Annotated in this window: 1 pseudogene; it reads right to left on the bottom strand. The window is 39.0% G+C overall.

What is annotated here, in order from left to right:
* Positions 1-410: pseudogene (locus tag K9V48_RS28635) on the bottom strand (malate synthase G); the annotation flags it as partial.

Genomic DNA, 410 nt, shown 5'->3' with positions numbered 1-410 from the left:
TCACTTTTACGGATCATAGGACCCATTTCCATTGACGTATGCATTTCATCTCCAGTTCGATCCAAGAAGCCAGTATTAATGAATGCTACTCTTTCTTTCACTTGGCTGATGCAAGCTTTCAAGTTCAATGAGGTACGGCGCTCTTCATCCATAACGCCAATTTTTAACGTATTTCGTTTCAGATCAAGCATGTCTTCTACTCGATCGAAAAGTTCTCCTGCAAAAGCCACTTCTTCAGATCCATGCATTTTTGGCTTAACAATATAGACTGAACCTTTGGATGAGTTTTGATATTCTCCATTTCCTAATAAAGAGTGTTTTGCAAGTAAACTAGTTATTACTGCATCCATAATCCCCTCAGGAATTTCCTGACCAGCAGCATCTAAGATCGCATTTGTGGTCATTAAATG

The sequence above is a fragment of the Metabacillus rhizolycopersici genome (assembly GCF_020075705.1).
This window is presented reverse-complemented; position numbering and strand designations above follow the sequence as displayed.